The sequence below is a fragment of the Bradyrhizobium sp. STM 3566 genome, from assembly GCF_045571445.1.
Classification (GTDB): domain Bacteria; phylum Pseudomonadota; class Alphaproteobacteria; order Rhizobiales; family Xanthobacteraceae; genus Bradyrhizobium; species Bradyrhizobium vignae.
Genome location: NZ_CP120692.1, coordinates 4910590 through 4936384 on the forward strand (window position 1 = coordinate 4910590; position 25795 = coordinate 4936384).

Genomic DNA, 25795 nt, shown 5'->3' on the forward strand with positions numbered 1-25795 from the left:
GAAGTTCATGACCGGTTTGAGCGTCGCCCTGGCGCTTGGCGCAACGTGCGTGTTTTCCGCCCTCGCCGCCGATCCCAAGCCCGATGCCGTCCTCAAGACCAAGAACATCGCGGCGCGCGTCCTGCTCGACGACACGATCAGGGCCGATCCTGCCCTCGCGGCCGATTGCCTCGCTGAGGGGAGAAACTGGCTCGACAAGAGCGCGGCGGAAGCGGCGGCCACGCGCAAGACCGACCCGGAGCTCTTCAGGGATCGCGCCTGGGAATTCGAGCGCAACTACACCGTCGATTCGGTGGTCGGCGGCCGCTATGTCAGCATCGTCAGGTCCGAGTATACGGACACTCTCGGCGCGCATCCCAATTCCGACACCAACACGATCTTGTGGGACAGAACCGAGAACAAGCGCAGCTCGATCCGCCCATTCTTCAACGAAACCGCCGACAACGGCCCGACCATGAAGGCGATGATGAAGGCCGTGATCGCCTCGCTCAGGATCGAGAAGAAGAAGCGTGATGTGCCCGACGTGGACGGCGACGATTGGGTCAAGAATATCAAGCCAAGCCTCTTGAAGATCGGCGCAGTGACCCTCGCGCCGTCAACCGAGATCGGAAAGAGCGCCGGCCTCAAGTTCTACTATCCACCCTATGCCGTCGGCCCCTATGTCGAGGGCGCATACGGCGCTTTCGTTCCGTGGGAAGCCTTGAAGCCCCATCTCTCGCCGGAAGGTCTGCGAATTTTCGGCGGCCAGCGGCCGAAGACCGACGGGGACGAAGGGCAGTAATCAGCCTTGAGCCGGCGCGCGTTGCTCACAACGCGTTGGTAGCGCTACCTTGCGGCCCCGCCGCAAAGCCGACTAGAATGCCGCTGTTGAGAAGAGCGCCCGACGTCACGGGCGCCGCTGGGAGGCATTCATGTCCAAGATTTCGCGCCGCGCGTTTGCGGCCTCGACCGCTGCAGTTGCAGCATCCGCCGCATTCGGCTTCAGGCCGGCCCTTGCACAAGCCTATCCGGCGCGTCCGGTCACCGTGATCGTGCCCTGGGGCGCGGGCGGCGGCACCGATGCCACCGCGCGCATCGTCGCGGCGCTACTGGAGAAGGACCTCGGCCAGCCCTTCAACGTGGTCAACCGCACCGGCGGCTCCGGCGTCGTCGGCCATAGCGCGATCGCGACCGCGCAGCCCGACGGCTACACCATCGGCATGCTCACGGTCGAAATCTCGATGATGCACTGGCAGGGCCTGACCGACCTGACGCCAAGGAGCTACACCCCCCTGGCGCTGATGAACGAGGATCCCCCCGGCATCCAGGTCTCCTCCTCCTCGCCCTACAAGACGGTCAAGGAGCTCGCCGATGCGATCAAGGCGGCGCCTCCCGGCAAGTTCAAGGCTTCCGGCACTGGCCAGGGCGGCATTTGGCATCTCGCATTGGTCGGCTGGATGCAGGCCATGGGGCTGCCCGCCAACCAGGTCGCCTGGGTGCCGTCGAACGGCGCGGCGCCCGCGATGCAGGATCTCGCCGCCGGCGGCCTCGACCTCACCACCTGCTCGGTGCCCGAAGCGCGCGCCATCATCGAGGCGGGCAAGGCCAAGAGCCTCGCCATCATGGCGCCTGCGCGCAACCCGATCTTCAAGGATGTGCCGACGCTGAAGGAGGCGATGGGCATCGACTACGCGACCGGCGCCTGGCGCGGCATCGGCGCGCCCAAGAACCTGCCGCCGGAGATCGCAACCAAGCTCACCGCGGCACTGAGGAAGGTCTACGACTCCGCCGAGTTCAAGGACTTCATGAGCAATCGCGGCTTCGGTACCGTTTGGGGCGATGCCGCTCACTTCGCCGGCTTCATGGACAAGGGCGACGCCCAGATGGGCGAAGCGATGAAGGCGGCCGGATTGAGCAAGGCGTGATCCGCACCTGCGACGCTCTGATCGCCTCTCCCCGCAAGCGGGGAGAGGGACCGCACCTCCCATAGGACCCCTCCCATGCGTCTTCCCGACTCCGTCACGGGATCGTTTCTCGTCGTGCTCGGCGCTGCAGCTGCCTACGGTGGCTGGATCCTGCCGCCGGTGCCGGGCCAGCCGGTCGGCCCCAACGTGTTTCCGCTGCTGATTGGCATGGGCCTCGCACTCTGCGGGCTCGCGATCGTGTTCGGCGTCGGTCATTCCTTCGAGGAAGAGGAAGAGCTCGTCCCGCTCGAGGACGGCCAGGCAGCCGCCCCGCCGCCGCAAGGAAAACTCCCAGGCAAGCTCTACGGCCTGCGCGCCTTGCTGCCGCCGGCACTGCTGCTGTTCTACGTCTTGGCCGCCGACCGGCTCGGCTTCATCATCACCGCGGCGATCATGGTCTACGTCACCTCGACCGCGCTCGGGGCGAAATGGAAGCTGGCGCTGCCGCTCGCGGCGCTCTCGCCCTTCGCCATCCACCTCATCTTCGGCAAGCTCTTGCGCGTGCCGCTGCCCGCCGGCCTGTTGCCGACGCCCTGGTAATCCCATGCTGAAAACCCTGCTTGACGCCTTCGCGCTGATATCCACCTGGGAGGTCATCATCGCGATGTTCGCAGCCTCCGTGTACGGCCTCGTGATCGGCTCGCTGCCGGGCCTGTCGGCGACGATGGCGACCGCCCTGCTCGTCCCCGTGACCTTCTATCTCTCGCCGATCGCGGCGATCGCGACCATCGTGGCGGCGTCCTCGATGGCGATCTTCTCCGGCGATATTCCCGGCGCGCTGCTGCGCATTCCCGGCACGCCCGCGTCCGCCGCCTACGCGGACGAAGCCTACGCCATGACGCGCAAGGGCCAGGCCGAGCTTGCGCTCGGTGCCGGCGTTTGGTTCTCCGCGGTAGGCGGCATCGCCGGCGTGCTGTCGCTGATGATCCTGGCACCGCCGCTCGCCGAGATCGCACTGTCGTTCTCGACCTTCGAATATTTCTGGCTGGCGCTGCTCGGTCTGATGTGCGCCACTCTGGTGGCGCGTTCCTCGCCGGTGAAGGCGATCGCGGGCATGTTCATCGGCCTGCTCGTCTCCTGCATCGGCATCGAGAACCCCGGCGGCGTGCCGCGCTTCACCTTCGGCATCACCGACCTGTTCGGCGGCATCGAGCCGATCCCGGCCCTCGTCGGCGTGTTCGCGGTGGCGCAGGTGATGCGGGCGATGCTGACGCCGGAACCGCCGCCGCTGCCGCGGCGCAAGTTCGGAAGCATCATGGCCGGCCAGTGGAAGCTGACGAAGTTGTATCACTGGCAGATGACGCGCGGGAACATCGTCGGCATCATCATCGGCGTGCTTCCCGGCGCCGGCGCCGACATGGCCGCCTGGGTGTCCTACGCGATGTCCAAGCGTTTCTCCAAGGAGCCGGAAAAGTTCGGCACCGGACATGTCGAGGGCCTGGTCGAAGCCGGCGCCAGCAACAATGCCAGCATCGCCTCGGGCTGGGTGCCGTCGCTGCTGTTCGGCATCCCCGGCGACACCATCGCCGCGATCGCGATCGGCGTGCTCTACATGAAGGGGCTCAATCCCGGCCCGACGCTGTTCACCGAGAAGGCGTCGAGCATGTATGCGATCTATCTGATGTTCATCATCGCGAACATCCTGATGATCCCGCTCGGCATCGCCATGATCCGGGTCGCTGCTTATATCCTGCTGGCACCACGTTCGACCGTGATGCCCATCATCATGCTGTGCTGCGCGGTCGGCTCGTTCGCGATCGGCAACAACATGTTCGGCGTCGTCACCGTCGCCGCGTTCGGCGTGATCGGCTATGTGATGGAGGCGAACGGCTATCCCGTCGCCGCGATGGTGCTCGGCATCGTCATGGGCACCATGGTGGAACAGGCCTTCGTCACCTCGCTGATCAAGTCCGACGGCAGCATCCTGCCGTTCTTCGAGCGGCCGGTGGCGGCCATCCTCGCCGCGATGGCGATTGGCGCCCTGCTCTGGCCGGTGATGGTGTGGGTATGGCGCAAGGTGAAGCAGCCGCAGACGGTCGTGGCGACATCCCGGTGATATCGGGCGGGCGGCCCTCGCCTGTCTCTCCCCGGCGTTGTAAAGCAGGGCATGACTGAGAAGAAGGCCTCGCCGGATATCAAATCCCTTGCCCGCGACTTGCGCACCGGCAGTCGCGCGGCCCTCGCCCGGGCCATCACGCTGGTCGAGAGCCGGCGCGCCGACCATCAGACGCTGGCGCGGGAGCTGGTGCAGATGCTGCTGCCGGACACCGGCAAGGCGTTTCGCGTCGGCATCACCGGTTCGCCCGGCGTCGGCAAATCCACCACGATCGATGCGCTCGGAACCTATCTGATCGAGCAGGGCCACAAGGTCGCGGTGCTCGCGGTCGATCCGTCCTCGGCGCGCAGCGGCGGCTCGATCCTCGGCGACAAGACGCGGATGGCGCGGCTCGCGGCATCGGACGATGCCTTCATCCGGCCCTCGCCCTCCTCGGGCACGCTCGGCGGCGTCGCCGCGAAGACGCGCGAGGCGATGCTGCTGTGCGAGGCCGCCGGATTCGGCGTCGTGCTGGTCGAGACAGTCGGCATCGGCCAGTCCGAGACCGCCGTGTGCGACATGACCGATTTCTTCCTTGCCTTGATGCTGCCGGGCGGCGGCGACGAACTACAAGGCATCAAGAAGGGCCTGGTCGAGCTCGCCGACATGATCGCGATCAACAAGGCCGACGGCGACAATCTCAAGCGCGCCAAGATCACCGCTGCCGACTATCGCGGCGCGCTGCATATCTTGGCACCGCGATCCGAGCATTGGCATCCGCCGGTCGAGACCTATTCGGCGCTCACAGGCGATGGCATCGCAAAGATCTGGCAGAAGGTTTTGGACCACCGCAAGGCGATGAACGCCTCCGGCGATTTCGCCGCGCGACGGCGCGAGCAGCAGGTGAAATGGATGTGGTCGATGCTGGAGCAGCGCATGCTGGCGCGGCTGCGCAGCGAGGCATCGGTGCGCACGAAAGTCCGGAAGATCGAGGCCGAAGTCGCCGACGGCCATCTCACGCCGGCGCTTGCCGCCGAGCAGATCCTGGAGTTGCTGCAATGAGCGACAAGCTCCGCATCCTCCTCACTGGGTTTGGTCCGTTTCCCGGCGCGCCCTATAACCCGACCCAGCCGCTGGTGGCGCGGCTGACGCAACTGCGCCGCCCGGCTCTCGACGATGTCACAATCGCGAGCCACATTTTCCCGGTGACCTATGCCGCGGTCGACCGGCAACTACCCGAGGTGCTCGCGGCGCGAAAGCCCGACGCGCTGCTGATGTTCGGCCTCGCGGCCCGCACGCCTTACCTGCGCATCGAGACCCGCGCGCGCAACGCCGTCACCATGCTCTGGCCCGATGCCGCCAACACCCGCTCCAGCAAGCGCGGCATCGCCGGCCATGCGGACGCGATGATGTTCGGCCCGCACACCGCAAGGCTGCTGCGCGCGGCGCGCCGCACCGGCATCGACGCGCGCGCCTCGCGCGATGCCGGCGCCTATCACTGCAACTACCTGAGCTGGCGCGCGATCGAGAACGTCAGGGCGGGTGGGCCACGGCTCGCGGCGTTCATCCATATCCCCCTGCTTGCGCGCAGCGGCGCAACCCGGCGCAAGGGCGCGCCGCGGATCACGCTGGAGGAGCTGGTGGATGCGGGGGAAGCCATGCTGATGGAGATGGTGCGGCTGGCAAGGAAAACACGCAGCCCGATTGCGTAAACATTTAACCCTACCGCGAACAATCCTCACGGCCCCGGCCACGCTGCGCTACCCAATCCCGCGCGGACACCTCCCGCGTCCGCCGGAGGACGCGTCATGCTCAATCGCCGTCACCTCATCGGAGCCTCAACCGCGGGCATTGCCGGTGCGCTGGCCACGCCTGTTGACGCCGCGCACGCGGCGCCGCTGACGTCGCTGCTCGGCCGCGATGCCACGCAATATGGTGTGCGACCCGGCAGCAGCGAGGATCAGACGCGCGCGCTGCAGCGCGCCATCGACGAGGCCGCGCGGGCGCAAACGCCGCTTGCCTTGCCGCCCGGCACCTACCGGACCGGTCTGTTGCGGCTCCCGAACGGCGCGCAACTGATCGGCGTGCGCGGCGCGACCAAGCTCGTGTTCACCGGCGGCGCCTCGGCGATCCAGAGCGACGGCGCCGATGCGATCGGCCTCACCGGCCTCACCTTCGACGGCGGCAATATCCCACTGCCGACGCGTCGCGGATTGGTTCACGTCCTCGGCGGCCGCGATGTCCGCATCACCGATTGCGAGATCACGAACTCCGGCGGCAGCGGCATCTGGCTCGAGCAGGTCGCGGGCGATATCTCCGGCAACATCTTCACTGACATCGCGGTGACGGCGGTGGTCTCGTTCGATGCCCGGGGCCTCAGCGTCTGCCGCAACACTATTCGCGGCACCAACGACAACGGCATCGAGATCCTGCGCACCGCGATCGGCGATGACGGCACGTTAGTCGCCGACAACCGCATCGAGGACATCAAGGCTGGGCCCGGCGGCTCGGGCCAGTACGGCAATGCCATCAACGCTTTCCGCGCCGGTAACGTGATCGTGCGCGGCAACCGCATCAGGAACTGCGATTACTCGGCGGTGCGCGGCAACTCGGCCTCGAACATCCACATCAGCGGCAACAGCGTCAGCGACGTGCGCGAGGTCGCGCTCTATTCCGAATTCGCGTTCGAGGCCGCGGTGATCGCCAACAACATTGTCGACGGCGCCGCCGTCGGCGTCTCCGTCTGCAATTTCAACGAAGGCGGCCGCATCGCGGTGGTCCAAGGCAACATCATCCGCAATCTGATCCCGAAGCGGCCGCTCGGCACCGCGCCGGACGACGATGCCGGCGTCGGCATCTACATCGAGGCTGATACCTCGGTCACCGGCAACGTGATCGAGAACGCGCCGTCCTACGGCATCGTCGCCGGCTGGGGCAAATATCTGCGCGATGTAGCAATCACGGGGAACGTGATCCGCAAGGCGCTGGCCGGCGTCGGCGTCTCCGTAATGCCGGGCGCCGGCACCGCGCTCGTCAACAACAACATGATCTCGGAAACGCCACGCGGCGCCGTGGTCGGGCTCGACCACGCGCGTGCGGTGACCTCCGATCTGTCGGCCGAAGGAGCGCAGCGTTTCGCGCAGGTGGTGGTCGGCGGCAATGCGGTGCGGCGGTAGGCGCGCGGCCGGAAAGACGGGCCGTGCATCCTTCGAGGCTCTCAAAACGGCGCGTTGCGCCGCTGTGCTCGCACCTCAAGGATGACGGAGCGAGAAATGGCGTTGCTCCCCTCTGCCCACGCTCCGGAGCGTCAGAACGCGTTCCGCAGCAGCGGGTACTTCGCTTCCAGGCCATCGAGGCTGAAGGTGAATTCGACGACGCGCTCGGGGGCTGCGACGATCTCAGTGGCGGGCGGGGAGAACTGCGGCAGGAGCGCCGCCAGCGCCGCGCTCGGCGCCGTGGCAGCAGGCAAGGTGAGCGGTGCCGTTGCTGCGGGCGCGGCACGCGGTGCGATCGGAGCAAGCGGCGCGATCGGGGCTTCGGTGATCTCCGCGAGCACATCCGGTTTCGGATCGAGCCTCACCGGCATGGCGGTCTCGGGAGCGATGTGAACGGCCTTTGGCTGCAAGGTCTGCGGCTGCTGCTCGCGCGGAAACACGCGCGGCATCGTCGCCGGCGACCAACCGAATGCGGGCGTCACGCTCGCAGCCGCCTCGGCGACATCCCCGCCGGTTGCAAGCGCGCGCCATGTCTGGACGGCACGCTTGGCTTCCTGGATGTTTTCGAGGAACGCGATCTCGGAGTGATAGCGGCGCCAGCGGCCGGTCTCGAACATTTCAGAGAGATGTTGCAGGCGCTGCTCGGCGAGAGCGCACCAGCGCGCCGCGACTTGGCGGCTGCTAGCCGCGTCGCGAACAAACCCTTGGCGATGTGTCATGAACCAGCCCGTCAGGAGAAAATACGGACGCGGGGACGCAAACGCACACGAATCAATTTAGACGCGACATGAATATTTTGTGGAAAAGTTTTGACTTGTCCAGCAACGACACGACATTCGTCATCAATCACCGTAGTCGAGCGGAGATTTGCTGTGTTTTCGAGTCAAGCTTCGCACAAGCATAATGGACTTGCGGCGCGTTGCGCGAGTGACGGCGACCCAACGCGCTGGCGATCTTCAACCGCAAGCTGAACGAATGCGAAGCTTCAAAAAATCGGACGCCCGAAAAGAAAAGACCCGTCCGGGGGGACAACCGGACGGGTCGAGCCATATGGGCGCTTGGGGTGGATGGGCGCTCGCGCCTGATATGACTGATGGGGAGGGATGACCGCTCCCACATCAGTTGGTCGTGGCAGCCGGCTGAACGTTCAATGCAGGGTCTGCTTTTTTGACCTTCGGCCTCTGCCGCATCATTGACGCAGCCGCTACCGCGTCGCCGGCCTATCTGCCTGAGAAACCGCGGATTTATCGTCCGCGCCGGACAGCGAGGGTTGCTCGATCGCGCGGCTGCCGGGCTCGTCGCGACGCTTCCCCACGTCTTCACGTTTTGTTGTATCTGAGGCAGCCGCGACCGGCGTCGCGCTGTCGGCGGGAACAGCCGTGACCGCCGCAAATGCGTCGGCCTGACCGTCGCCGAAAAGGTCGTCACGTCCGGGTGAGCCGAGATCGCGCGCAGTCTTTGCCAGCGTCATGCGCAGCGCTTCCGGCTTCAGAGCGTAGTTGCGCGCGAGCAGCAGCGCCGCGACGCCGGAGACATAAGCGGCCGAGAACGAGGTCCCCGACGTCATCTGGTATTTGCCGTCGGGCGCCGGCAGGAAGATATCGACGCCTGGGGCTGCGAGCGCAATGTAGTTGCCGCGGTTGGAGGCGGAGAAGAGCCTGTCCTGCTGATCCGTCGCACTGACCGCGATCACGTTGGGATTGGCTGCCGGATAGAGCGGCGGTGATTTCGCGCCGGCATTGCCGGCGGCGGCAATCAACACGAGGCCGCGCGCGGCGGTCGCCGCGATGGCGCGCTCGATCACCGCGTCCTTCGGACCGGCAAAGCTCATATTGACGATCTGTGCGCCGTGCTCGGCGGCGTAATTCAGCGAGCGCAGGATGATGTAGGACGAGCTCTCGGCGCCGCCGTTGGCGCCCCCGAAGGCGCGGATGGCGATGATGCGGGCCTCGGGCGCGCTGCCCATCAGCCGGGCATGCGCGACGATGGCACCGGCGATGCCGGTGCCATGGACGTGCGGCCCTTCGGCACTGCCGAGTGCATCGAAATTGTCGGCGACGGAATTGGCGAGTTCGGGATGCTTGGCGTCGATGCCGGAATCGATCACGGCGATCGTGACGTTGGCTCCGCGTGCCAGCGTATGCGCCTGCGGCAGGCGGAGCTTTGTCAGCGCATATTGCGCAGGATCGCCCTCGGTCGTTTCCGCCGATTTCTGGTCCTGAAGCAAATAACGGAAGTTCGGCTGGAGCGAGCGCACGCTGCCGTCGGCCGCGAATTCGCGGCGCAGCGTCTCGTACGGCCGGCCGTCGGTGATGCGGAACAGACCGAACGTGGCTCCGATCAGTGGGAAGGTCTCAGAAGCGACGCGGGTCAGGCCATGGCGACGCGCCAGCTCGTCGGCCTCGGCCGATGACAGCGCGCCGTCGATCTCGGCGACGAATTCGCCTGCGACGCTGCGCAGGTTGGCCGCGGCCGGCGTGCTGTTGCCACGCCCCTTGCCGGTGCTCTTCTTGCCTGATTTTCCGGTGCCCTCGCCGCCAGCGTTCGACTGCGCCAGGCATTCGCCATCGCCGTCACGATAGGGTGCGGTGCAGGCCGGATAGAGGTTGGGCGAGTAGCGCACATAGGGCAGCACCGGCGTAAGCCGCGTGCGCGACGACGTGGTGTGAGGAATGGTCGCTATCGCCCGCGGGCCGCGGTCGACGCTGACCGCGCGCGCGGCGACGCTGGGGCTGACCCGCGGGGCGATGCTCGGAGTGATGGTCGGCGCGCGCGAGGGAACGCTGATCGTAGGCGTGCGCATGATCGCCTGCGCCTGCGCAACCTCGACACCAAGACAGGTGGCGATCAGAAGCGCGGCCCCGATCGATGAAGCGCAGGCCCCGGCACGCACCCTGCTCTCGGATTTGCGCGTCATCGGCTCGACGGCGCGCCTAGGGCGCCGCGACGGCGAGGTTGACGAACTTCTCGCGCTGCATCCTGCCGAGCAACGAGGCGAGCTCGTCCTGGCTCATCGCCCTGTCGAATTGCAGGCGGAACATGCCACCTTTGGCGTCGCCGATGATCGAAGCCTGGTAGCTGTCGAGCAGCGCGGTGATGTCGGCGACGCGCGCCTCTGGCGTGAAGCGCACCAGCGCACGCGCCGGCGCGGCCGTGCTACCGAGCTCGCGTGTGATCGGCGCGCTGGTCGAGAGCGAAGCCGTCTGGAAGGTCGCCGGCTGGTTCTTCATCAGCACGGCCCCGATGATTCCGGCCTGCAGCACGAGCGCGACGGCGCCGAGGCTTGCCGACCACGCCAGCGTGCGCGGCGACAGGCTCGCGAAGAAGGCCGAGATGCGCGCCGACAGCGGCAGCGAGCCGGTCGTCCGCGCCGGCTCGGCGTCGATCGCTGCGAACAGCTTCTGCATGGCGCGCGCCGACGGCGCCCCTAGGCTCTCGTTCAGATGGATCGTCTCTTCGTACTCGCCGCGGATCGCGGCATATTGCTTGGCAAGCTCGGGATCGCGCGCCAGCGCTTCCTCGACACGGCGCGCATCGCGCGCGTTCAGCGTGCCGGCAGCGTGCCAGGGCAGCAGCAGTTCAATTTCACTGGGCTCTTGCTCCAGCATCTTCTTGCTCAAAGCCATCATGGCCAGCCTCGCTCAACGCCGGCTGCCTTCAGCAGTTCGGCCAGTTTCTTGCGCGCATAGAACAAGCGCGTCTTCACAGTGTTCTCCGGTATCCCGACGATTTCGGCCACCTCTTCCACGGATTTCTCGTGGTAGTAGACGAGATCGACGATCTCCCGATGTTCCGGCGAGAGACCCGTCAGACACTCCCGCAACGCCTCACTGGTATCCTTCTTCTGCACCACCGTTTCCGGATCGTCGGACGAATCCTCGATCGCGTTGGCAGCTTCTTCGTCCAGCTCGAAATCCTTCCTGCGCCGCAGCGCAGACAGGGCCTTGAATCGGGTGATTGCCAGCAGCCAGGTGGAAACGGCGGATCGGCCCTCGAACTTGCCGGCTTGACGCCAGACGTCGAGAAACACCTCGCTGATGAGGTCTTCCGCAGCCTGCTCGTCCCGCACGAGCCTCAGTCCGAACCTGTAAACCCTGACATGGTGCCGCCCGTACAGCACCTGCATGGCGAGCCGGTCACCTTGAGCGATCCTGGCGATCAGGATCTCGTCCGAAGCCGCCTGTGTCACGCTCAATGGCCGTCTCGCAAAGTTGGTCGGGTCGATGCGGTGGACGGTTCGACGGGAGGGGCAAAATTGTTGAGGCTACCGCAGTCATACGAGGGCTGATGTGAGCTACCCCACATCCGCGCATTTTTCTTACCCCACCCGCCGAAGTCAGCGGCATCGATCCAGCTAGGTATCATAATACTAAGACGCTTCCCTGCGGAATGCCGCCCGGCACAGGCGGGGCCGGCTAATTCCGGTTCCATAGCAGCCCTGCACCAGGTTTGTCGCGCCAAGCCCTGCTTTGGCTCGACCGCATCGCGAAAGATGCATGATCCCCGGTAAAAATTCTCGCGGTGCCCGGTTCGGATTCGGCTGCAGAAGGATACCAAACCTAAAGGCTTGCCACGTAGATTTTGCGCTGACATCCATCATTGGCGGGACCATGAGCACGGCCGCGACGTCCTTTCCCGAGAGGAATGCCGCAGAGGTCGCGGATCTTGTCCTCGCACCTGGGACGACGGCCCCCGAAGTCCAGGCGCGCCGGGCCCGGCAGCGCCGCCAGATGTATATCGGCCAGGTCCACGGCCATCCCATTGGCGATGAGGTGCTTCGCACCTTCGCGATCAGCATTTTCGCCAACATCCGGCCGACCGACAGTTTCGGCCGCTATGGCGGCGAGGAATTCCTGCTGCTGCTGCCGGGCACCTCGGGCGACGCCTCACGCCACATGCTCGAGCGCTTGCGCCAAATCGTTGCCGATCTCGACTGGAGCGCGTTTTCCCCGGGCATGCACGTGACCATTTCCGCGGGCGTCGTGACGCTGCACGACAACGATACTGCCGATACGTTTCTAGCGCGCGCCGACCGCGCGCTTATTCCGCCAAGGCGCAAGGGCGCAATCGCGTTGCAACGGGCTGACCAATTCATTTCCTCCGGCGCGTGAGAAGACGCCGCCGGATCGAACGCTCCAGGACAGGGCAATGAGATCGAAATCGGCAACACCATCCGAGAACCTGATCGAGGAACTGCAGGCGGCCCTCTCGCACGGCACAGTTGCGCGCCGGGTCGAGACGCTGCGCCGTGTCACCGATCTCTTCGTGGGCAATGCAGTCGATTATTCCGACGACCACATCCGGGTGTTCGACGACGTGTTCCAGTGCCTGATCGAGCAGATCGAGATTTCGGCCAGGGCACTGCTCGCCGAGCGCCTCGCACCGATCGCGTCCGCGCCACCGCAGATCATCCGCACGCTCGCGCTCGACGAGATCATCGAGGTCTCCGGCCCGGTGCTGTCGAAGTCGGAACGGTTGGACGAGGCGACCCTGATCGAGATCGCGCGCACCAGGAGCCAAGCGCATCTCAAGGCGATCTCGCTGCGGCGGATGCTGTCGGAAGCGCTGACCGACGTGCTGGTGACGCGTGGCAACGAGGACGTGGTGCAGTCAACCGTCAGCAATCCGGGCGCGCGGTTCTCCGAGGGAAGTCTCGACGACCTCGTCACGCGCGCCGAACGCGACGACGACCTCGCCAGCTGCATCGGCTTGCGGCCCGACCTGCCGCGTCATCACTATCTGAGGCTGGTCGCCAAGGCGTCATCGAGCGTGCGCAGGAAGCTCGCGGCCGCGCATCCCGAGCTCGCAGACGAAGTGTCGAGCGCAGTCCAGCAAGCGGCCCAACGGGTCCGCGCCGCCACCATGACCAGGCAGACCGAGATGGCGCGCGCACTGGTGAAGTCGCTGCACGAGGACGGCCGCCTCAACGAATTCCAGGTCACGACCTTCGCCGAACAGGGCAAGTTCGACGAGACCAATGCCGGGCTCGCCGCGCTCGCCGGCGTCGCGGTCGAGACCGCCGAGACTGTGATGATCGAAAGCCGCACCGAGGGCGTGATGATCCTCGCCAAGGTCGCGGGCATGCAATGGTCGAGCGTGCGCGCCATCATCGCCATGCGCGAGAAGCTCTCCGGCGGGCCGCAGACCGACATGCTGGCACTACGCGACACCTACGAGGCCTTGCGCTCATCGACGGCGCAGCAGGTGCTGCGCTTCCACCGCATGCAAAGCGCGACGCCGGTGGCCTGAACTAAAGCGCGACGAGATCAGGATGAATCGTCATCGCGTTTTAGGTTCTTGTTTAAGCATGATCTTTTCGGAAAACCGCTGCACATCTTTCCGGATCATGCCCTAGTATCTCAACACCCTCGCACCAACCGCCGCACCGATCACGGTCATGACCACCGTCGCGAGCGTGTACCAGGTCGCGACGAACAGGGGCGAGTCGTCGGTGCAGTGCGAGGCATAGAGGGTCGCGGCGAGCCCGGCCGAGACCAGACCGGCGAATGCACCGGCCAGTGCAGGCCGCGACGGCGCGCCGTGGCGCAGGCCGAACAGCGCCCCCGCAAGCAGCGGCAATGACATCGCAGGGATCGCGACCAGGCACACCCGGGAGTTCTTGCCCATCAGGCGCATCGTCATCGGCATAGCTGGTGCCATCATCGCCTCGCTGCCGATCGCCACCGCAAGCAGGCCGACAGGGAGCAGCAGCAGCCAGCCCCAGCCGCGCAGCAGGGCTTCTGGCCGCGACAAATGCAGGCTAACGATGATGGCGGGGATTGCGAGCGACAGCGTCACCGCGAACTTCATATCGAAGAACGGATTGCGCATGGCGCTCATCACGTCGGCGCGCACACCGAGGAATGTCGCAAAAATCAGGATCGACAAGGGCGCGGCGACCAGCAGCGCCAAGGTCAGCATGGCGCCGACGCGCGGCGCGCGGTGCGCGTTGTCGGCTGCGAGCGAGCGAATGAGTTGATCGGTGTCCATGACTAATGGTCCCGCAATTTGGCCGTCAGCGCGGCGAGTCCGCGATGCAGCGCGACCCGCACCGCACCTTCGCTCATCGAGAACTTCGCTGCAGTGTCCTTGATCGAGGCGGCCTCGACCGCGATCGACTGCAACACGTCACGCTGGCGCTGCGGCAAGGTGCTCAGCTGCGCGGCAACTTCGCCCGCCGAAGCCGTCTCCTGCGGCGCCTCGCCCGGCAGCGTCTCGGCGAAATCGTCGATGTTGACGAAGACGCGCTTGCCGCGCCGGCGGAGCGCGTCGATCAGTTTGTTGCGGCCGATCGCAAACAGCCAGGGCGCGAAGGGGGCTTCGCTGTCCCAGGTGTGCCGCTTCAGATGCACCGCCAACAGAATCTCCTGCACGATATCCTCGGCCTGGTCGGGAGGCTGCCCGGCACGCGCCAGGCCGCGCCTTGCGGCGGCGCGCAGCACCGGCGTGACCGCCTTCAACAGGCGATGATACGCCGCATCATCGCCTGCCATGGCCGACCGCATCAGGCCGGTCCATTCGTCCTCACGTCCGCGCACCCGCGCCCCTCACCATGCAATTCGGCCGCTCTTTCAATTTGTTACGGGGACGCCGGGCTTATCACGAATTCGTGATCGAGACCCGGACCTCGCGACCGATGCGACAGCAAACATCGGCGACGGCTCATAACACCGATTGACGCGTCCCGCATCGGGCCGCCGGTGGCGAGGGGACGCTTTGCCCCGTTTTTGCCGGGTGCAACTCGAAGATTCCCATTTTTTGCCCCGCTGTCGTCACGCCCCGGGGTCTCTGTTCGCAGCCGGGACGGGCGGAATTGGGGAGATCGTCAACATGATGAAGACCAGCGCGCGCGCGGCCCTGATTGTCTTGGCCGGGCTTTTCTTGCTGTTCGGGGGCGTTGCTCAGGCGGCGCCGGATTCGGCCGCGAGCAGTAAAGCGGACAGCGCGGACAAGCAGGCCGATACGGCCAAGCACCGGCGCCAGGACTCGCGCCGCACCAGCAGCAGCAAGGCGGTGCAAAAATCCGACGACAAGGCCGACAAGAAGGACGCTGCGGCAAAGGCCGACGAGGCCAAGAACGGCACCAAGGCCGATGGTGAGGTGCCGGCGTCCAGCCAGATGCCGCCCAACGTCGCCAACGCCAATGCGCAGCTCGCCGCCGATACGCCGCCTGCCGCTGCCGCCTCCGCGATGACGAACCGCGCCAACGACAATGTCCAGGCAGCAGCCGATAATACCAACGCAGCGCCCCCCGAAAGTCAGGTCGTCGCGCCCGATCAGCTCAACGACATCGATCGCGCCCTGCAACAGGAGAACCCGCCGGCGCAGAAGGCGGTGATTGCCGCAACCGAGGCGCAGCCAAGGCCGGCGCCGGTGATGGCAAGCAGCCAGCAGAGCTCGGCCTGGGACCAGAGCTCCCTGATCGGCAAGATCTTCATCGGCGTCGGCACGCTGCTGACGCTGGCGTCCGCCGCGCGGATGTTCATGGCGTGATTGCTGGCCGATTGGCGGCCTGAGACCTGGCCTGGCGGACCTCGTCCGGAACGCGCGTCTCGTCGCGTTCCGGCGGCCGGTAGCCCCTTGAAGCCCACCGCGCCAGCGGGCACATTGCCCGCTCAGTCAAAAGCGTGGGTGGAGCATGAGCACGTTCGAACACATCATCGTCGAAAACATCGGTGCGGTCGGCATCATCAAGCTGAACCGGCCGAAGATGCTCAACGCGCTCTCTTTCGGCGTCTTCCGCGAGATCGCCGCCGCCGTGGACGATCTCGAGGCCGATGATGCCATCGGCTGCATCGTCGTGACCGGAAACGAGAAGGCCTTTGCCGCCGGCGCCGACATCAAGGAGATGCAGCCCAAGGGCTTCATCGACATGTTCTCCGAGGATTTCGCCGCGATCGGCGGCGACCGCGTCGCGCGTTGCCGCAAGCCGACGATCGCGGCGGTTGCCGGCTATGCGCTGGGCGGCGGCTGCGAGCTCGCCATGATGTGCGATTTCATCATCGCCGCCGACACCGCAAAGTTCGGCCAGCCCGAGATCACGCTCGGCACCATTCCCGGTATCGGCGGTACCCAGCGCCTGACGCGGGCGATCGGCAAGTCCAAGGCAATGGACCTCTGCCTCACCGGCCGGATGATGGATGCGGCGGAAGCCGAGCGCTCGGGTCTCGTCAGCCGCATCGTACCCGCCGACAAGCTGATGGACGAAACGATCGCCGCAGCCGAGAAGATCGCGTCGATGTCGCGCCCTGCGGCCGCGATGGCCAAGGAAGCGGTGAACCGCGCCTTCGAGACCACGCTTGCCGAGGGCATGAGCGTCGAGCGCAATCTGTTCCACTCCACCTTCGCGCTGGAGGACCGTGCCGAGGGCATGGCGGCATTCATCGAGAAGCGCAAACCGGTGAACAAGAACCGGTAGGGCGCACACCGGTCAGGCTGGTGTAAGGCTCTGGCGCCTTCCCGCTGAAATCCTGTGACGGAGCTGCAACAAGCACGGAATACATGGGAGTTTTCCCCGCGGCAGTTTGCCTGCGGGACCTCGGCTGGCTAAACAGTTAAGAGGCCATCGTCGGTGGGGGCGGATAGCCGGGGGTTAAGCGGGATTACATGATTGGGCGTACCGCCAGAGCCGGTCGCGTGGTGACGCGGCATCGATGGGGCGTGGGTCCCGTGTTTGCGACATGGACCACGCTGGCACTCTCCTGCGCCCTGCCCTCCGCCGCCTGGGCCGAAGCTCTGCCCGAGGCGCTGGCCAAGGCCTACCAGACCAATCCGCAGCTCAATGCCGAGCGCGCGCGCCAGCGCGCGACCGACGAGAACGTGCCGCAGGCGCTTGCCGGCTACCGGCCGCAGATCGTGGCGAGCCTCAGCGCCGGCCTGCAATCGGTGCGCAATCTGTTGCCCGACAACACCATCCAGACCGCCAATCTGAAGCCCTGGATCATCGGCGTCACCGTGACGCAGACCCTGTTCAATGGTTTCCGCACCGCCAATGGCGTACGGGCCGCCGAACTCCAGGTGCAGTCGGGCCGGGAGGCGCTGCGCAATGTCGGCCAGGGCGTGCTGCTCGATGCGGTCACCGCCTACACCAACGTGCTCGCCAACCAGTCGCTGGTCGAGGCGCAGCGCTCCAACGTCGCCTTCCTGCGCGAGACACTCGCCGTCACCCAGCGCCGTCTCAATGCCGGCGATGTCACGCCGACCGACACCGCCCAGGCCGAGGCCCGTCTCAACCGCGGCCTCTCCGATCTCAACGCGGCCGAGGTCGCGCTCGCCGTCAGCCAGGCCACCTATACGCAAGTGATCGGCAATGCGCCGTCGCAGCTCAAGCCTGCCGAGGCCATCGACCGCTATCTGCCGAAGAGCCGCGAGGACGCCATGACGATGGCGATCCGCCAGCATCCGGCGGTGATGGCCGCCAGCTTCGACGTCGACGTCGCCTCCACCAACATCCGCATCGCCGAAGGCACGCTGCTGCCGAGCGCGACCATCCAGGGCAGCGCCAGCAAGAGCCGCAACAACGACCCGACCCTCGGCACCTTCGCCGAGGACCAGGCCTCGATCATCGCCAACGTCACCGCGCCGATCTATGACGGCGGCCAGGCCGCGGCGCAGACCCGGCAGGCCAAGGAGATGACGGCGCAGAGCCGGCTGGTGCTCGACCAGGTGCGCAATCAGGCGCGCACGGCGGCGGTCAGCGCCTGGGCCGCCAATGAAGGCGCCAAGATCGCGGTCTCGGCCTCGGAGTCCGAGGTGAAGGCGGCGACCGTCGCGCTGCAGGGCGTGCAGCGCGAGGCCGCCGGCGGGCAGCGCACGACGGTCGACGTCTTGAACTCGCAAGCCGATCTGATCCAGGCCAAGGCCCGCCTGATCGGTGCGCAACGCGACCGGGTGATCGCCTCCTACACGCTGCTCAGCGCCATCGGCCATCTCGATGTCAAGACGCTGAACCTGAATACGCCGGACTATCTGCCCGAGGTGCACTACCACCAGGTCCGCGACGCCTGGCACGGCCTGCGCACGCCGTCGGGGCAGTAGCCTAAATCTCTCTGGTGGATGCCGATGAAAAGCCGCCGCATTCATCTGATGGGAGCCTCGGGCTCCGGCGTGACCACGATCGGTCGCGCGCTCGCCGGCCGGCTGGCGCTGCCGCATCACGACAGCGACGACTATTTCTGGCTGCCGACCGTGCCGCCCTATCAGACGACCCGCCCCGCCGCCGACCGCCTGCGCCTGATGCGCGAGATGTTCTTGCCGCGCCTCGACTGGGTGCTCAGCGGAACCGTCACCGGCTGGGGCAACGAGCTCGTCCCGCTCTTCGATCTCGTCATCTTTGTGACGACGCCACGCGAGCTTCGCTTGCAGCGCCTGCGTGGCCGCGAGGCCGCGCATTTCGGAGCTGATGCCGTCGCGCAGGGCGGCTGGCGTCATGAGGAAACGGAATCTTTCGTCGAATGGGCCTCGCGCTACGAAGCCGGCGACCGCGAGGGCCGCAGTCTCGCAAAAGATGAGGCTTGGCTCGCGGGCCTGTCCTGCCCGGTCGTGCGCGTGGACGGCTCGCGTCCGCTTGCTGGTCTCGTCGAGCAGCTATGCAGCGAAGCGGAGCGGCTGCCCGGCTGACGTGATAGTCTCCTCTCACCCGCCTACAAAAAAATAACCGGGAGAGAAACCATGCTCAATCGACGCAGCGTCCTGCTTGCCTCCCTCGCCGCCGGAGTAGCCATGACCAACAGAGCCCACGCCCGCGCGGCGCAGCCTGCGACGCCGATCAATTTCGACGTGCCGGCGCATGCCTGCGACTGCCATACCCACATTCATGGCGATGTCGAAAAGTTTCCGTTCTTCGCCGGGCGCGTCTACACGCCGGAGCCGGCTTCGCCGGAAGAAATGGCGGCGCTGCACAAGGCGCTGCATATCGAGCGCGTGGTGATCGTGACGCCGAGCGTCTACGGCACCGACAATTCGTCCACTCTGTTCGGCATGAAGGCGCGCGGCGCGACCGCGCGCGGCGTCGCCGTGATCGACGACAAGACGCCGGAGAGCGCGCTCGATACGATGCATCAGGACGGCTTCCGCGGCATCCGCCTCAATCTGGCGACCGGCGGCGTCAATGATCCCAATGTCGGCCGACCACGCTTCACCGCCGCCGTCGAGCGCATGAGGACGCGCGGCTGGCACGTGCAGCTCTACACCACGCTGACCATGATCTCGGCGATCAAGGACCTGGTCGAGACGGCGCCGGTGCCCGTCGTGTTCGACCATTTCGGCGGCCTCGACGCTTCGCTCGGGCTGGAGCAGCCGGGCTTCTCCGATCTCGTCGCACTGGTGAAGTCCGGCAAGGCCTACGTGAAGATCTCCGGCGCCTATCGTTCGTCCAAGCTCGCGCCCGACTATCAGGACATGGTGCCCTATGCCCGCGCGCTGATCACGGCGAATGCCGACCGCATCGTCTGGGGCACCGACTGGCCGCATCCGGATTCGAGCCGCGTCGAGGGACGCAAGCCCACCGACATCGCGCCGCTCTATCAGATCGACGACGGCCGCCTGCTCAACCAGCTCCCGGTGTGGGCGCCGGACGCGGAGGTGCGCAAGAAGATCCTGGTCGACAATCCGGCGCGGCTCTACGGGTTCTGACGGTCAGCGCGCGCGGCGGGAGAAAAAGGAGATCAGGACCGGCAAGGTCACCAGGATCACGACCGGCGCCAGCATCATGCCGGTGACGACGACGACCGCGAGCGGCTTCTGCACCTGCGAGCCGATGCCTTCGGACAGTGCCGCCGGCAGCAGGCCGACGCCTGCGACAACGCAGGTCATCAGCACGGGCCGGAGCTGCAGCTCGCCGGTGCGCACGACCGCGCCCATGCGGTCCATTCCCTCCTCGATGAGCTGGTTGAACTGCGAGATGATGATGATGCCGTCCATCACGGCGATGCCGAACAGCGCGATGAAGCCGATTGCCGCGGACACGCTGAACGCCGTGCCGGTGATCAACAGCCCGAGCACGCCGCCGAAGATTGCCATCGGGATCACGCTCATCGCGAGCAGCGTGTCCGCCATCGAACCGAAGTTGAACCAGAGCAGGATGCCGATCAGCGCCAGCGAGATCGGCACCACGATCGACAGTCGCCGGATCGCGTCCTGGAGATTGCCGTACTCGCCGACCCATTCCATGTGCGAGCCAGGCGGTAGTTGCACCTGATCGGCGATCTTCTGCTGCGCCTCGCGGATCGCGCTGCCGAGGTCGCGCTCGCGCACCGAGAACTTGATCGGCAGATAGCGCTCCTGCTGCTCGCGATAGATGTAAGCCGCTCCCGAGACGAGGTTGATAGTGGCGACCTCGCTCAACGGGATCTGCGTGACGGTGCCGTTCGGCCCGGGCGCGCCGACCCGCAAATTCTGGATCGCCTCGGCACTCCGGCGGTATTCCGGCGCGAGGCGAACGATGATCGGAAAATGGCGGTCACTTCCAGGCTCATAAAGGTCGCCGGCGGTGTCGCCGCCGATCGCGACCTTGATGGTGGCATTGATGTCGCCCGGCGCAAGGCCGTAGCGCGCGGCCTTGGCGCGATCGATGTCGATCTGGACGGTCGGCTGCCCGAGCGAGGTGAACACCGCAAGGTCGGTGACGCCCTGCACGGTGGCCAGCACCGACTTGATCTTGTTGGCGGTGTCGGTGAGCGCCTGGAGGTCGCTGCCGAACAGCTTGATCGAGTTCTCGCCCTTCACGCCGGAGACGGCTTCCGAGACGTTGTCCTGGAGGTATTGCGAGAAGTTGAACTCGACACCGGGGAAGCGATCGTCGAGCTGCTTGAGCAGTTGCGCGGTCAATTCTTCCTTGTCGTGCGTGCCGGGCCATTGGCTCGCGGGCTTGAGCGGCGCGAAGAACTCGGCGTTGAAGAAGCCGGCCGCGTCGGTGCCGTCGTCGGGACGACCGTGCTGCGACACAACGGACTCGACCTCGGGCCGCGCGCGGATCACCTTGCGCATCTCGTTGACATAGGAATTGCCTTCCTGCAGCGAGATGGTCGGCGGCAGCGTGGCGCGGATCCAGAGATTGCCCTCTTCCAGCTTCGGCAGGAATTCGAGACCGAGCAGCCGGCCGAGTGCCACCGTCATCACCACGAGGCCGACGGCGCCGCCGAGGACGATGTTGCGGTTGGCGACGGCCCAGTTCAGCACCGGCATGTAGAGCCGGTGCAGGATCAGCATGACCTTCGTCTCGGTTTCCTGGACGTGGGCGGGCAGGATGATCGCGGACAGCGCCGGCGTGACAGTGAACGTCGCAAGGAGCCCGCCGGCGAGCGCATAGGCATAGGTGCGGGCCATCGGCCCGAAGATGTTACCCTCGACGCCGGAGAGCGTGAACAGCGGCAGGAAGGCCGCGATGATGATTGCCGCTGCAAAGAAGATTGAGCGCGAAACGTCCGCCGCGGCGCTGAGGATTGCATGGCTCTTCATGCCGAACAGCGTCTCATTCGACATCTGCTCGGTTTCCGACACCGGCGTCGTCTCGGTCAGACGCCGGAAGATCGCCTCCACCATGATCACGGTGGCATCGACGATCAGGCCGAAATCGATCGCTCCGACTGACAACAGGTTCGCCGATTCTCCGCGGAGCACCAGGATGATCACGGCGAAGAACAGTGCGAATGGAATGGTGGCGCCGACGATCAGCGCGCTGCGGAGATCACCAAGGAATATCCACTGCAACAGCACGATCAGCAAAATGCCGACCACCATGTTGTGCAGCACGGTGTGAGTGGTGAGCTCGATCAGATCCCCACGGTCGTAGATGCGCTCGATGCGCACGCCGGGCGGCAGGATGCTGGAGTTGTTGATCTGCTGGACCAGCTGGTGGACGCGCTTGATGGTCGGCGAGCTCTGCTCGCCGCGCCGCATCAGGACGATGCCTTGCACGATGTCGTCGGCCTCGTCGATGCCGGCGATGCCGAGGCGGGGTTTCTGGCCGACCGTGACGGTGGCGACGTCCTTGACCAGCACCGGGTTGCCGCCTGTCTGCGCCACCATGGTATTGGCGAGATCGTCGATCGAGCGGATCAGGCCGACGCCGCGCACCACGGCCGATTGCTGGCCGATATCCACGGTGTTGCCGCCGACATTGACGTTGGAATTGCCGACTGCCTGGAGCAATTGCGGCAGGGTCAGGCCGTTGGCGACCAGCTTGTTGAAATCGACCTCGAGCTCATAGGTCTTGCTCTTGCCGCCCCAGCCGGTGACGTCGATGACGCCGGGCACGGCCCGGAAGCGGCGCTGCAGGATCCAGTCCTGGATGGTCTTGAGGTCGAGCACGCTGTAATTCGGCGGGCCGACGAGACGATACCTGAAGATTTCGCCGATCGGGCTGAGCGGCGAGATTTGCGGCTGCACGTTACCGGGCAGCGGCGCGAGCTGCGCCAGGCGGTTCAGCACCTGCTGCAACGCTTCGTCATAAGTATAGGCGAAGGAGAATTGGAGCTTGATGTCGGAGAGGCCGTAGAGCGAGATGGTGCGGATGGTGGTGAGGTTCTTCAGACCTGCGACCTGGGTCTCGATCGGGATCGTGATGTAGCGCTCGATCTCCTCCGCCGACAGGCCCGGGCTTTGCGTCACGATGTCGACCATCGGCGGGGTCGGATCGGGATAGGCCTCGATGTTGAGCTGGTTGAACGCGATCAGGCCGCCGATCAACACGGCGACGAACATGCCGACCATCAGAAAGCGCCGGTTGACGGCAAGGGCGACGAGACGATCCATTCAGGTCTTCAATTTCTTTGGGTCGTCGATCAGCTGCCTGACGCCGCGCGGTCGATGAAAAGGCTGCCTTTGGTGACGATCTGCTCGCCAGGCTTCAGATTGCTGGTGACTTCGACGAGGTTGCCGTTGATGAGACCGGTCTTGATCTGGCGCAGCTCGACCGATTTGTCCTCGCGCGCGACCCAGAGGCGAACCTTGTCGGCTTCATAGATCAGCGCCTGCTTCGGCACCGCCGGCGCGGCGCGGTCGCCGGCCGAATAGATCGTGACATTCGCGAACATCTCCGGCTTCAGCAGCCCGTCCTGGTTGTCGATGGTGGCGCGGACCAGCAGGCGGCGGGTGGTGGGGTCGATCGCGGCGGCAACGTAGTTGATCTTGGCAGCGAGCGGACGGCCCGGCAGGGCCATCACATTGACGCTGATGTCCTGCCCGATGCACACCGCGGCCGCATCGCTCTCCCGCACGAAGGCGGTGAGCCAGACCGTGGAGAGATCGCCGACCACGAAGACCGGATCGCTGGCGCCGGCGCTGACATATTGGCCGGGGCCGATCTTGCGCTGCACGACCGTGCCGGAAATCGGCGAGTAAATCGTGATCTCCCGATTGATCGTACCCTTTTCCTGGAACGTCTTGATGGTCTCGTCGGTGAAGCCGAGGATGCGCAGCTTGTTGCGCGCGGCTTCCAGCGCCGTCACCGCGGAGCGCATGTCGTTCTGCGCCTGGATCTGGGTTGTTTCCGCCTGCTGGTAGTCCTTCAGCGGAATGGCGTGCCCCTCGTAGAGATCCTTGGCGCGTTTGTACTGGATGTCGGCGAGATCGATCGCCGACTTCGCCTTGTTCTGCGCAGTCATCGCCGCGATGAAATCGTTCTGGGCCTGCACCGTGTCGGCGGCCTCGATCGTAAACAGCGGTTGACCTTGCTTCAGCATCTCGCCGGGCTTGGCCAGCAGCTTGGTGACCCGGCCCGCATAGGGCGAAAACACCGGTGTCGAGCGGTCCTCGTCAACGGCGACCTTGCCCTCGGTGACATATTCGGCGCGGAAGGTCTTGGCCTTGACCGGCTCGATCGTCAGCGTCGCCCATTCGGACGGCGTCGGCGTGAAGGTCTGCGCATTCTTGCGTGACTGGCTCGAGATCTCGGAGGGCTTCTTTTCCTTCGGCCCCGCATAGAGGAAGCCGTAGGCCCCGGCACCGGCAAGAGCTAGTAAAACTACGGACACGATCATCCGTTGTCTTGTAAACACCTGCAATCGCTTGGTATTTTCAACTGCCATGGAGCCCGGTCGTGTCTGCGGCGATCTCGGCAGACGCCTGCCTTGTCGATCGCGCTAATACTGCCGAATTGGGAGTTCAAACAACCTAAAAAACGCCTCGCACCTTTCGGTTTGCGTTAAAATTTTGCGACACGTCAGCTTCACGTCAGCTTCGCTCCGGCCACTGTGCCGGATGGCTGCCAAGCGGCATTGCCGGACGGCCCCATCGCGCCGGCGTCTTCGATAGCAGTGCGGAATGGCGCACTGCCTTCAACGTGCCGAAGCCAGATGGCACGCTCTCGATGAACGCAGCGTGTACGGCCTCGCCCGTAAGATCCGTGGTATTCAGCCCGCCGTCGAGCCGGCCGAGATTCCACAGCCACCGTCCGGTCTGCGCCAGCGACACGCGCACGTGCCAGCTGCCGCCTTCGCGCGCCTGGCGCGCTTTGGCCATCATCGCGCCGAACGCCATCAGATAGCCGGTGGCGTGATCGAGGATCTGTGCCGGCAATTCCTTGGGCGCATCGATGCCGGCGGCCCGCCCTTCGGCATGATTGAAGCCAGTCGCGGTCTGCACCAGAGAGTCGAAGCCGCGCCGTTCGGCCCAGGGGCCGGTGTGACCATAGGCCGACAGCGTGACATAGACGAGGCCGGGATTGATTTGCGCTGCGTCCTCCGGCGCAAAGCCGAGCGCGGCGAGCGCACGCGGGCGATAGCCTTGCGAGAAGATGTCGGCGTCTTTCAATAGCTCGCGCAGCTGCGCACGCCCGGCCTCATTCTTCAACTCGATGGAGGTGGTGAGCTTGCCGCGACCGGTATCGATGGTGAGCCAGGGAATCGCGGGCAGCTGTGGCCCTGACACCAGCAGCACGTCTGCGCCGTGCGCAGCGAGCGTGCGGCCGGCGACGGGGCCCGCGATGACGCGGGAGAGATCGAGGACGCGAAGACCCGAGAGCGGACGATCGCCTCTTGGCCACGGCTTTGGCCGGGCCTCGCCGATCCTCTCGATCGATACCAGCGGCAGTTCGGCGAGTGCACGCGCCTGCGGCAGCACCGCCCATTCGTCATAGCCGCGCATCAAGGCGACGACGCCGCCTGCTGCGTAGGCCGCGGTTTCGAAATCCTCGCCGCGCCACTGCATCAACGCGGCTTGAACTTTCTCGCGTTCGGGCGCGCAGGAAAGCACCTTGCAGACGGCGTCACGATGATGCGGGAAATTGGTGTGGCAGCGGACGAAGCGGCCGTCGCCGGTCCGGTAGACGCCGGCGATGGCGTCCCAGGCCGGCGGTGGCGGCTTGTCATCGACGCGCAGATAGCGCTCGGAGCGGCATTCGGCGACGGCGTGGCGCATGTCGACATGAACATCCTGAGTCTCACCGCTGCGCAGTCGGCAGATTTCGGCGGCGGCAAGGCCGGCGGCGGCTATCGTCGTCTGGCCGGCGACGGCGACACGAAACGAGGATGGGATCTGTGGCTCGGTGCCGGTCAGCCGCACGCGATCCAGGGCGGACGCATCACCGCCGACGGAGGTCCAGATACTGCGAAGAATATCGGCGGGGCTTTGCATGGCCGCTTCTCTCCGTTTCCAGGAGCATG

At 65.8% G+C, this 25795-nt stretch carries 22 protein-coding genes and 1 pseudogene; 14 read left to right on the plus strand and 9 right to left on the minus strand.

Annotation, left to right across the window (positions count from 1 at the left end):
* The first annotated feature begins 7 nt into the window (after positions 1-7).
* The 7 genes from P6U27_RS23760 (at position 8) to P6U27_RS23790 (ending at position 7154) form a co-directional block, all read left to right on the plus strand.
* Positions 8-781 (plus strand): DUF3298 and DUF4163 domain-containing protein, encoded by a 774-nt coding sequence (locus P6U27_RS23760; protein WP_209294350.1) that lies wholly within the window; start codon positions 8-10, stop codon positions 779-781.
* 130 nt (positions 782-911) lie between these two features.
* Entirely contained in the window at positions 912-1904 is a 993-nt protein-coding gene (locus tag P6U27_RS23765; RefSeq protein WP_122404165.1) for a tripartite tricarboxylate transporter substrate binding protein, read from the plus strand.
* Positions 1905-1979: 75 nt separating this feature from the next.
* Entirely contained in the window at positions 1980-2483 is a 504-nt protein-coding gene (locus tag P6U27_RS23770) for a tripartite tricarboxylate transporter TctB family protein (protein WP_122404166.1), read from the plus strand.
* A 4-nt stretch (positions 2484-2487) separates the two neighbouring features.
* Entirely contained in the window at positions 2488-3999 is a 1512-nt protein-coding gene (locus P6U27_RS23775; protein ID WP_122404167.1) for a tripartite tricarboxylate transporter permease, read from the plus strand.
* Between the two features lie 51 nt (positions 4000-4050).
* The gene (meaB, locus tag P6U27_RS23780; protein ID WP_122404168.1) at positions 4051-5040 is read left to right on the plus strand and encodes a methylmalonyl Co-A mutase-associated GTPase MeaB; all 990 of its coding nucleotides are present in this window, start codon (positions 4051-4053) and stop codon (positions 5038-5040) included.
* A complete protein-coding gene (locus tag P6U27_RS23785) occupies positions 5037-5690 on the plus strand; it encodes a pyroglutamyl-peptidase I (RefSeq protein WP_407192712.1) in 654 nt (217 codons plus the stop codon). Before meaB ends, P6U27_RS23785 begins: the two co-directional genes overlap by 4 nt.
* Before the next feature lie 96 nt (positions 5691-5786).
* A complete protein-coding gene (locus tag P6U27_RS23790; protein ID WP_122404170.1) occupies positions 5787-7154 on the plus strand; it encodes a TIGR03808 family TAT-translocated repetitive protein in 1368 nt (455 codons plus the stop codon).
* Positions 7155-7285: 131 nt separating this feature from the next.
* Here the strand turns inward: P6U27_RS23790 and P6U27_RS23795 are convergent, their stop codons facing one another.
* The 4 genes from P6U27_RS23795 to P6U27_RS23810 form a co-directional block, all read right to left on the minus strand.
* Positions 7286-7912: a TIGR03809 family protein gene (locus P6U27_RS23795; RefSeq protein WP_122404171.1), complete on the minus strand. Its 627-nt coding sequence runs from the start codon at positions 7910-7912 to the stop codon at positions 7286-7288.
* 485 nt (positions 7913-8397) lie between these two features.
* Entirely contained in the window at positions 8398-10110 is a 1713-nt protein-coding gene (locus P6U27_RS23800; protein ID WP_407192713.1) for a S8 family serine peptidase, read from the minus strand.
* 16 nt (positions 10111-10126) lie between these two features.
* Positions 10127-10822 (minus strand): hypothetical protein, encoded by a 696-nt coding sequence (locus P6U27_RS23805; protein WP_122404173.1) that lies wholly within the window; start codon positions 10820-10822, stop codon positions 10127-10129.
* Positions 10819-11388 carry a sigma-70 family RNA polymerase sigma factor gene (locus P6U27_RS23810; protein ID WP_162500363.1) on the minus strand — a complete coding sequence of 190 codons (570 nt, stop codon included), beginning with the start codon at positions 11386-11388 and terminating at the stop codon, positions 10819-10821. Before P6U27_RS23810 ends, P6U27_RS23805 begins: the two co-directional genes overlap by 4 nt.
* A 541-nt stretch (positions 11389-11929) precedes the next feature.
* Between P6U27_RS23810 and P6U27_RS23815 the strand changes: the two are divergent.
* Both P6U27_RS23815 and P6U27_RS23820 read left to right on the plus strand, forming a co-directional pair.
* Positions 11930-12279 (plus strand): annotated as a pseudogene (locus P6U27_RS23815) (GGDEF domain-containing protein); the annotation flags it as partial.
* Positions 12280-12341: 62 nt separating this feature from the next.
* A complete protein-coding gene (locus P6U27_RS23820) occupies positions 12342-13442 on the plus strand; it encodes a DUF2336 domain-containing protein (RefSeq protein ID WP_122404175.1) in 1101 nt (366 codons plus the stop codon).
* A gap of 102 nt (positions 13443-13544) precedes the next feature.
* On the opposite strand, the gene P6U27_RS23825 is transcribed toward P6U27_RS23820, so the two are convergent.
* Positions 13545-14183, minus strand: coding sequence for an NrsF family protein (locus P6U27_RS23825; RefSeq protein ID WP_122404176.1), 639 nt, complete (start codon positions 14181-14183; stop codon positions 13545-13547).
* A gap of 2 nt (positions 14184-14185) precedes the next feature.
* On the minus strand, positions 14186-14731 hold the full coding sequence (locus P6U27_RS23830; RefSeq protein WP_122404177.1) for a sigma-70 family RNA polymerase sigma factor: 546 nt from the start codon (positions 14729-14731) through the stop codon (positions 14186-14188).
* 292 nt (positions 14732-15023) lie between these two features.
* Between P6U27_RS23830 and P6U27_RS23835 the strand changes: the two genes are divergently transcribed.
* From P6U27_RS23835 to P6U27_RS23855, 5 genes are all read left to right on the plus strand, one after another.
* Positions 15024-15686 (plus strand): hypothetical protein, encoded by a 663-nt coding sequence (locus P6U27_RS23835; protein WP_122404178.1) that lies wholly within the window; start codon positions 15024-15026, stop codon positions 15684-15686.
* 145 nt (positions 15687-15831) lie between these two features.
* Positions 15832-16611 carry an enoyl-CoA hydratase gene (locus P6U27_RS23840; RefSeq protein ID WP_122404179.1) on the plus strand — a complete coding sequence of 260 codons (780 nt, stop codon included), beginning with the start codon at positions 15832-15834 and terminating at the stop codon, positions 16609-16611.
* Between the two features lie 188 nt (positions 16612-16799).
* Positions 16800-18230: a TolC family outer membrane protein gene (locus P6U27_RS23845; RefSeq protein WP_122404180.1), complete on the plus strand. Its 1431-nt coding sequence runs from the start codon at positions 16800-16802 to the stop codon at positions 18228-18230.
* A gap of 24 nt (positions 18231-18254) precedes the next feature.
* Positions 18255-18812, plus strand: coding sequence for a hypothetical protein (locus P6U27_RS23850; RefSeq protein ID WP_122406759.1), 558 nt, complete (start codon positions 18255-18257; stop codon positions 18810-18812).
* A gap of 51 nt (positions 18813-18863) precedes the next feature.
* A complete protein-coding gene (locus P6U27_RS23855) occupies positions 18864-19826 on the plus strand; it encodes an amidohydrolase family protein (protein WP_122404181.1) in 963 nt (320 codons plus the stop codon).
* A 3-nt stretch (positions 19827-19829) separates the two neighbouring features.
* Here the strand turns inward: P6U27_RS23855 and P6U27_RS23860 are convergent, their stop codons facing one another.
* The 3 genes from P6U27_RS23860 to P6U27_RS23870 form a co-directional block, all read right to left on the minus strand.
* Positions 19830-22946, minus strand: coding sequence for an efflux RND transporter permease subunit (locus tag P6U27_RS23860; RefSeq protein WP_122404182.1), 3117 nt, complete (start codon positions 22944-22946; stop codon positions 19830-19832).
* Between the two features lie 29 nt (positions 22947-22975).
* Positions 22976-24220: an efflux RND transporter periplasmic adaptor subunit gene (locus P6U27_RS23865; RefSeq protein ID WP_122404183.1), complete on the minus strand. Its 1245-nt coding sequence runs from the start codon at positions 24218-24220 to the stop codon at positions 22976-22978.
* Positions 24221-24365: 145 nt separating this feature from the next.
* A complete protein-coding gene (locus tag P6U27_RS23870) occupies positions 24366-25766 on the minus strand; it encodes a CoA transferase (protein ID WP_122404184.1) in 1401 nt (466 codons plus the stop codon).
* Between the last annotated feature and the right edge of the window lie 29 nt (positions 25767-25795).

Excerpts from the sequence above, each read along its gene's own strand:
- P6U27_RS23760 (WP_209294350.1), top strand. The coding sequence starts at position 8 with ATGACCGGTTTGAGCGTCGCCCTGGCGCTTGGCGCAACGTGCGTGTTT.
- P6U27_RS23765 (WP_122404165.1), top strand. The coding sequence starts at position 912 with ATGTCCAAGATTTCGCGCCGCGCGTTTGCGGCCTCGACCGCTGCAGTT.
- P6U27_RS23770 (WP_122404166.1), top strand. The coding sequence starts at position 1,980 with ATGCGTCTTCCCGACTCCGTCACGGGATCGTTTCTCGTCGTGCTCGGC.
- P6U27_RS23775 (WP_122404167.1), top strand. The coding sequence starts at position 2,488 with ATGCTGAAAACCCTGCTTGACGCCTTCGCGCTGATATCCACCTGGGAG.
- meaB (WP_122404168.1), top strand. The coding sequence starts at position 4,051 with ATGACTGAGAAGAAGGCCTCGCCGGATATCAAATCCCTTGCCCGCGAC.
- P6U27_RS23785 (WP_407192712.1), top strand. The coding sequence starts at position 5,037 with ATGAGCGACAAGCTCCGCATCCTCCTCACTGGGTTTGGTCCGTTTCCC.
- P6U27_RS23790 (WP_122404170.1), top strand. The coding sequence starts at position 5,787 with ATGCTCAATCGCCGTCACCTCATCGGAGCCTCAACCGCGGGCATTGCC.
- P6U27_RS23795 (WP_122404171.1), bottom strand. The coding sequence starts at position 7,912 with ATGACACATCGCCAAGGGTTTGTTCGCGACGCGGCTAGCAGCCGCCAA.
- P6U27_RS23800 (WP_407192713.1), bottom strand. The coding sequence starts at position 10,110 with ATGACGCGCAAATCCGAGAGCAGGGTGCGTGCCGGGGCCTGCGCTTCA.
- P6U27_RS23805 (WP_122404173.1), bottom strand. The coding sequence starts at position 10,822 with ATGATGGCTTTGAGCAAGAAGATGCTGGAGCAAGAGCCCAGTGAAATT.
- P6U27_RS23820 (WP_122404175.1), top strand. The coding sequence starts at position 12,342 with ATGAGATCGAAATCGGCAACACCATCCGAGAACCTGATCGAGGAACTG.
- P6U27_RS23825 (WP_122404176.1), bottom strand. The coding sequence starts at position 14,183 with ATGGACACCGATCAACTCATTCGCTCGCTCGCAGCCGACAACGCGCAC.
- P6U27_RS23835 (WP_122404178.1), top strand. The coding sequence starts at position 15,024 with ATGATGAAGACCAGCGCGCGCGCGGCCCTGATTGTCTTGGCCGGGCTT.
- P6U27_RS23840 (WP_122404179.1), top strand. The coding sequence starts at position 15,832 with ATGAGCACGTTCGAACACATCATCGTCGAAAACATCGGTGCGGTCGGC.
- P6U27_RS23845 (WP_122404180.1), top strand. The coding sequence starts at position 16,800 with ATGATTGGGCGTACCGCCAGAGCCGGTCGCGTGGTGACGCGGCATCGA.
- P6U27_RS23850 (WP_122406759.1), top strand. The coding sequence starts at position 18,255 with ATGAAAAGCCGCCGCATTCATCTGATGGGAGCCTCGGGCTCCGGCGTG.
- P6U27_RS23855 (WP_122404181.1), top strand. The coding sequence starts at position 18,864 with ATGCTCAATCGACGCAGCGTCCTGCTTGCCTCCCTCGCCGCCGGAGTA.
- P6U27_RS23860 (WP_122404182.1), bottom strand. The coding sequence starts at position 22,946 with ATGGATCGTCTCGTCGCCCTTGCCGTCAACCGGCGCTTTCTGATGGTC.
- P6U27_RS23865 (WP_122404183.1), bottom strand. The coding sequence starts at position 24,220 with ATGGCAGTTGAAAATACCAAGCGATTGCAGGTGTTTACAAGACAACGG.
- P6U27_RS23870 (WP_122404184.1), bottom strand. The coding sequence starts at position 25,766 with ATGCAAAGCCCCGCCGATATTCTTCGCAGTATCTGGACCTCCGTCGGC.